Raw genomic sequence first — 4,944 nt, forward strand, 5'->3', positions numbered from 1 at the left:
GTCTCAGACTTGCGAGGAGTCCCGGTGCACGGCGGGACGGCGGCTCGCGATGACCTTGTTCGCCAGGGCCCGCGGGCTGGTCAGGAAGCCGAAGCCCCAGCACAGGTGCATGGTCGCCAGGGCGACGGGGATCTGTGCCCGGGCCTTGATCCCGAGCCCCTTGCCCGCCGGTACGGAGCCCGCGGTGATCGCCGCGAGATAGCCGGCCGGGAGGACGAAGCCCAGGGGGGTGACGGTCACACCCACGACCACGCTCGCGGCGATCGCGCAGACGAGGGTCGGCGGAGCCAGGTAGCGCAGGTTGATGGAGCCCGAGTGGTAGCGGGCCACCACGTGCCGCCAGCGACCGTAGTCCTTGTACTGCTTGGCCAGGGCCCGTACGGAGCGCCGCGGACGGTACTGGACCATCAGCTCGGGCGAGAACCAGATCAGACCGCCGGCTTCGCGGATGCGGAAGTTCAGTTCCCAGTCCTGGGCGCGGATGAACTCCTCGTTGTAGCCGCCCTGCTGTTCCAGCGCCTCGCGGCGGAAGACTCCGAGGTAGACCGTCTCGGCCGGGCCCGCCTGGCCGCCGGTGTGGAACGGCGCGTTGCCGACACCGATCTTCGAGGTCATCGCGGCGGCGACGGCCTCCTCCCAGGCGTTCTCGCCCTCGGCGTGCATGATGCCGCCGACGTTCTGGGCGCCCGTCTCCTCCAGGAGGCGGACGGCGGTGGCGATGTAGTTCGGCGAAAGCATGCCGTGGCCGTCGACGCGCACCACGATCGGGTGACGCGAGGCCTTGATGGCGGCGTTGAGCGCCGCCGGGGTCCGGCCGGTGGGATTCGGGACGGTGTGGACTCGGGGATCCTCGGCGACGAGTGCGGCGGCGATCTCGTCGGTGCGGTCCGTGGACGGACCGAGTGCGATCACCACCTCCATCTCGCCCGCGTACTCCTGTTCCAGGATGTGGCGGACGGAATCGCGGAGGTAGTGCTCCTCGTTGAGCACCGGCATGATCACCGAGACTGCGGGCTGCTGGGCGGGCATGTGGTCCTTCAAGGTCGGGTACCGGTGTCACGTTACCGCGTACGGGGGAACCGGGTGCGCGCCGAGCGACCGGTAAGGACAGCAGCTGATCGTATGGGCCTACTGTTCTGCCGAATCAGCTGATCCGGCCCGCGCCCCGGCCGGTCTCCCTGCTGCCCCCGCGGAGGTGTCCCCCGTGCCCCAGCCGCACCGTCCCGCCCGTCCTGACGGGCCGCCCCGACCGCAGCGCGCCCGACGCGGCGGAGGCGGTCCCGCCCGGCACCGGGACGGGCGGCCCCGGTGGGGGGTCCGGCTCGCGGCCGGCCTGTCGGTGGTGGTGCTCGGCTCCGGGGCCATCGGGCACGCCGTGATGACCGGCCTGGACACCGGGATCGAGCGGGTGGACCCGTTCAAGGACATGAAGAACCGCCCGCAGGCCGGACACGGCCTCAACTTCCTGCTGGTGGGCACCGACGGGCGGGAGAAGATCTCCCCGGAGGAGAAGCGCGAGTACCGGCTGGGCGGCGCGCCTTGCCACTGCACGGACACGATCATGCTCGTGCACCTGTCGGCGGACAAGGAGCGGGCCAGCGTGATCAGCCTGCCCCGCGACAGCTACGCCGAGGTGCCCGCCCACCGGGACCTCGTCACCGGCAAGGCGCACAAGCCCCACCCCGTACGGCTGAACGCGGCGTACGCGGAGGGCGGGCCCAATCTGACCGTGCGGACCGTGGAGAACATGACCCGGGTGAAGATCGACCACTACCTGGAGGTCGACTTCACCAGCTTCATGAAGACGGTCGACGCGATGGGCGGCGTGGAGATCTGCACGGCCAAGACCATGCGCGACCGCAACACCGGCCTCGACCTGCTGCCCGGCAGCCACCGCCTCAGCGGCGGACAGGCCCTGCAGTACGTGCGCTCGCGCCATGTCGACGGGGCCTCCGACCTCGGCCGGATGCAGCGCCAGCAACGGTTCGTCGCCGCCCTGATCAAGCAGGCGACCGGGGGCGGGGTGCTGCTGAACCCGGTGAAGTTCAAGGAGGTCAGCTCCACCCTCCTCGGCTCCGTCCGGGCCGACAAGGACTTCGGGTCGGAGCAGATGCTGGCCCTCGGACAGGCGATGCGGGACTTCACCCCGTCCTCCTCGGAGTTCGCCTCGGTGCCCATCGGCAGCCCCTCCTTCCCCGTGAAGGGCATCGGGTCCACCGTGAAGTGGGACGACCCGAAGGCGGCCAAGCTGTTCGAGGCGCTGCGCCAGGACCGTCCGCTGGCCCCGGCCCGGCCCAGGAAGGCCGACGGCGGCCCGCCCGCGGCGGTGCCCGTGGACGTGCCCCCGCCCCAGGTCCGGGTCCAGGTGGAGAACGGCACCCGGATCGACGGGCTGGGCGGACGGGTCGACGCCGCGCTGCGGGCCACCGGCTTCGACACCACCCGGGCCCCGGGCAACGCCGCCAGCCGTGAGGTCAAGCGCACGGTGATCACGTACGACCCCCGCTGGGACCGCTCCGCCCGGTCGGTGGCGACCGCGCTGCCGGGCAGCAAGCTGCGGGCGGTGCCGGGCCAGGGCCGGACGGTGGTGGTGGTCGTGGGAGCGGACTACCGCAAGGTGGTACCGGTGCGTGCCGAGGATCCGTACCAGGGCACCTTCGGGGTGGTCACCGGCGACGAGATGGTCTGCGGGGACTGAGGCTCCCGGACGGAGTCCGGACGGGACCCGGCCGGGCTCCGGGACGGGCTCAGTCGTCGAAGCCCTGGGCCGACCGCTCCTCGCGCAGCGCCATGATCGCCTGACGGCGGGCGAGCCGGTGGGTGCGGCGGATCTGGGCCTCCTGGTAGCGCCGCTCGTCCTGCTCCGTCTCGGGGAGGACGGGCGGGACCTCGCGGGGCTTGCCTTCGGCGTCGACCGCGGCGAAGACGAGGTAGGCGGTGCCGACCTGGGTGGCGGGGGTGGACTCGTTCCACCGCTCCGCGAGGACGCGTACGCCGATCTCCATGGAGGAGCGGCCGGTCCAGTTGCACTGGGCCTTCACGTGGACGAGGTCGCCCACGCGCACGGGCGCGAGGAAGACCATCTCGTCCATGGAGGCGGTGACCGCCGGGCCGCCGGAGTGGCGGCCGGCCACGGCACCCGCGGCGTCGTCCACCAGCTTCATGATCACGCCGCCGTGCACCGTCCCGAGGAGGTTGGTGTCGTTGGCGGTCATGATGTGGCTGAGGGTCGTCCGGGAGGCTGCGGTGGGCTTCCCGGGCAGCTCGCCCGGTATCTGTGTCATACGGACACCTTAGGGGGTGCCGTGTCGTCGGGCCGGACCCCGCGAGCCCGGCCCGATCGGCCGGTCACCCCCGAGATGGCTCATGGAGGCATCAGCTCTGCAACAGCAGCGGAACGGAATACGGACCGGGCTGTCGGAGCACGCACCCGGGCAGGCATTCTTGGGCGCATGAATGACTGGCCAGAAGGTCGTGACGACGCGTACGGGCGCGGCAGCGCGCAGCCGCAGCCCGAGGGTGTGCAGCGGATGCGGCACATCCAGCGGCAGCCGCAGCAGCCGCCTCGGCCCGCGCAGCCCCCGCGCCCGCAGCGCCCGGCGGGCCCGCCGCCCGCGCACGGCGTACCCCCGCAGCAGACGGGCGGCCACGACGCGTACGGCGGTTACGACAGCGGCTACAACACCGGCCAGGTCTACGGGGCGCCCGCCGGCGGCGCTCCGGGCGGGCCGGGTCGACCGGAAGGCCCCGGCGGGGTGTCCGGATCCGGCCGCCCCGGGCGGGCGCCCGGTCCCGCCCCGGACTGGCGCAAGCGGATCAAGGTCGGCTCGATCGTGCTGCTCTCCGCGCTCGTCGTGACCTCGGTCTCCACCTATTTCTGGGCCGACTCCAAGGTGCGCCGCGAGGTGGACCTCTCCAAGGTCATCGAGCGCCCGAAGGAGGGCGACTGCACGACGTACCTGATCGTGGGCTCCGACAGCCGCGAGGGGATGTCCGCCGAGGAGAAGAAGAAGCTGCACACCGGCTCGGCCGAGGGCAAGCGGACCGACTCGATGATGATCCTGGCGAAGTGCTCCAGCGGGAACACCATGATCTCGCTGCCCCGCGACTCGGACGTGGAGATCCCGTCCTTCGTGGGCTCGCAGTCCGGCAAGACGTTCCCCGCGCAGGGGCGCCGGGTCAAGCTCAACGCCGCGTACGCGGAGGACGGCCCCGAGCTGCTGGTGCGGACGGTGGAGCACAACACGGGCCTGCGCATCGACCACTACGCGGAGATCGGCTTCGCCGGTTTCGCGAACATCGTGGACGCGCTGGGCGGTGTGGAGCTGAACATCGAGGAGGGCTTCAAGGACGAGAAGTCGGGTGCCGACTTCAAGGCCGGCAAGCAGACCCTCAACGGCGAGCAGTCCCTGGCTTTCGTACGGACCCGGTACGCCTTCGCCGAGTCCGACCTGCAGCGGACGAAGAACCAGCAGAAGTTCCTGTCGGCGCTGGCGAGCCAGGCCGCGACGCCGTCGACGATCCTGAACCCGTTCGCGCTCTATCCGATGCTGGGCGCGGGCCTGGACACCCTCGTCGTGGACAAGGACATGGGCCTGTACGACATGGGCCAGATGTTCTTCGCGATGAAGGGCGTCAACGGCGGGGACGGCGTCTCGATGAACATGCCGATCTCCGGCCAGCGCGGTGGCAACCTCGTCTGGGACAAGGCGAAGGTTCAGCAGCTGGTGAAGCAGATCCAGAACGACGAGAAGGTCACCGTCCGCGGTAACTGACGGCGGCGAGGGAGTGCGGCCGGGCGGCCGGCTCCCTCGCCGGACCCGGACGGACCACCCGGACCCGGACCCCTACCGGCCTGCGGTCAGGCGTCCGGGGAGAAGCGGATGGCGGCGGCGGGCAGCCGCGCCTCGCACCACACGCGGGCTCCGGCGCGCAGTTCGTTGT

At 71.5% G+C, this 4,944-nt stretch carries 4 protein-coding genes; 2 read left to right on the plus strand and 2 right to left on the minus strand.

What is annotated here, in order from left to right:
• Positions 1–3 precede the first annotated feature (3 nt).
• Positions 4–1,029, minus strand: a complete 1,026-nt coding sequence (locus tag ACWGIU_RS29725; RefSeq protein ID WP_453710923.1) for a glycosyltransferase family 2 protein — start codon at positions 1,027–1,029, stop codon at positions 4–6.
• 175 nt (positions 1,030–1,204) lie between these two features.
• On the opposite strand from ACWGIU_RS29725, the gene ACWGIU_RS29730 reads away from it, so the two are divergent.
• Positions 1,205–2,698, plus strand: a complete 1,494-nt coding sequence (locus ACWGIU_RS29730) for an LCP family protein (protein ID WP_453710925.1) — start codon at positions 1,205–1,207, stop codon at positions 2,696–2,698.
• Positions 2,699–2,747: 49 nt separating this feature from the next.
• Here the strand turns inward: ACWGIU_RS29730 and ACWGIU_RS29735 are convergent, their stop codons facing one another.
• Entirely contained in the window at positions 2,748–3,284 is a 537-nt protein-coding gene (locus ACWGIU_RS29735; RefSeq protein ID WP_453710927.1) for an acyl-CoA thioesterase, read from the minus strand.
• A gap of 168 nt (positions 3,285–3,452) precedes the next feature.
• Between ACWGIU_RS29735 and ACWGIU_RS29740 the strand changes: the two genes are divergently transcribed.
• Positions 3,453–4,775, plus strand: coding sequence for an LCP family protein (locus tag ACWGIU_RS29740; RefSeq protein WP_453710929.1), 1,323 nt, complete (start codon positions 3,453–3,455; stop codon positions 4,773–4,775).
• The last annotated feature ends 169 nt before the right edge of the window (positions 4,776–4,944 follow it).

Source organism: Streptomyces sp. NPDC054840, assembly GCF_053611065.1.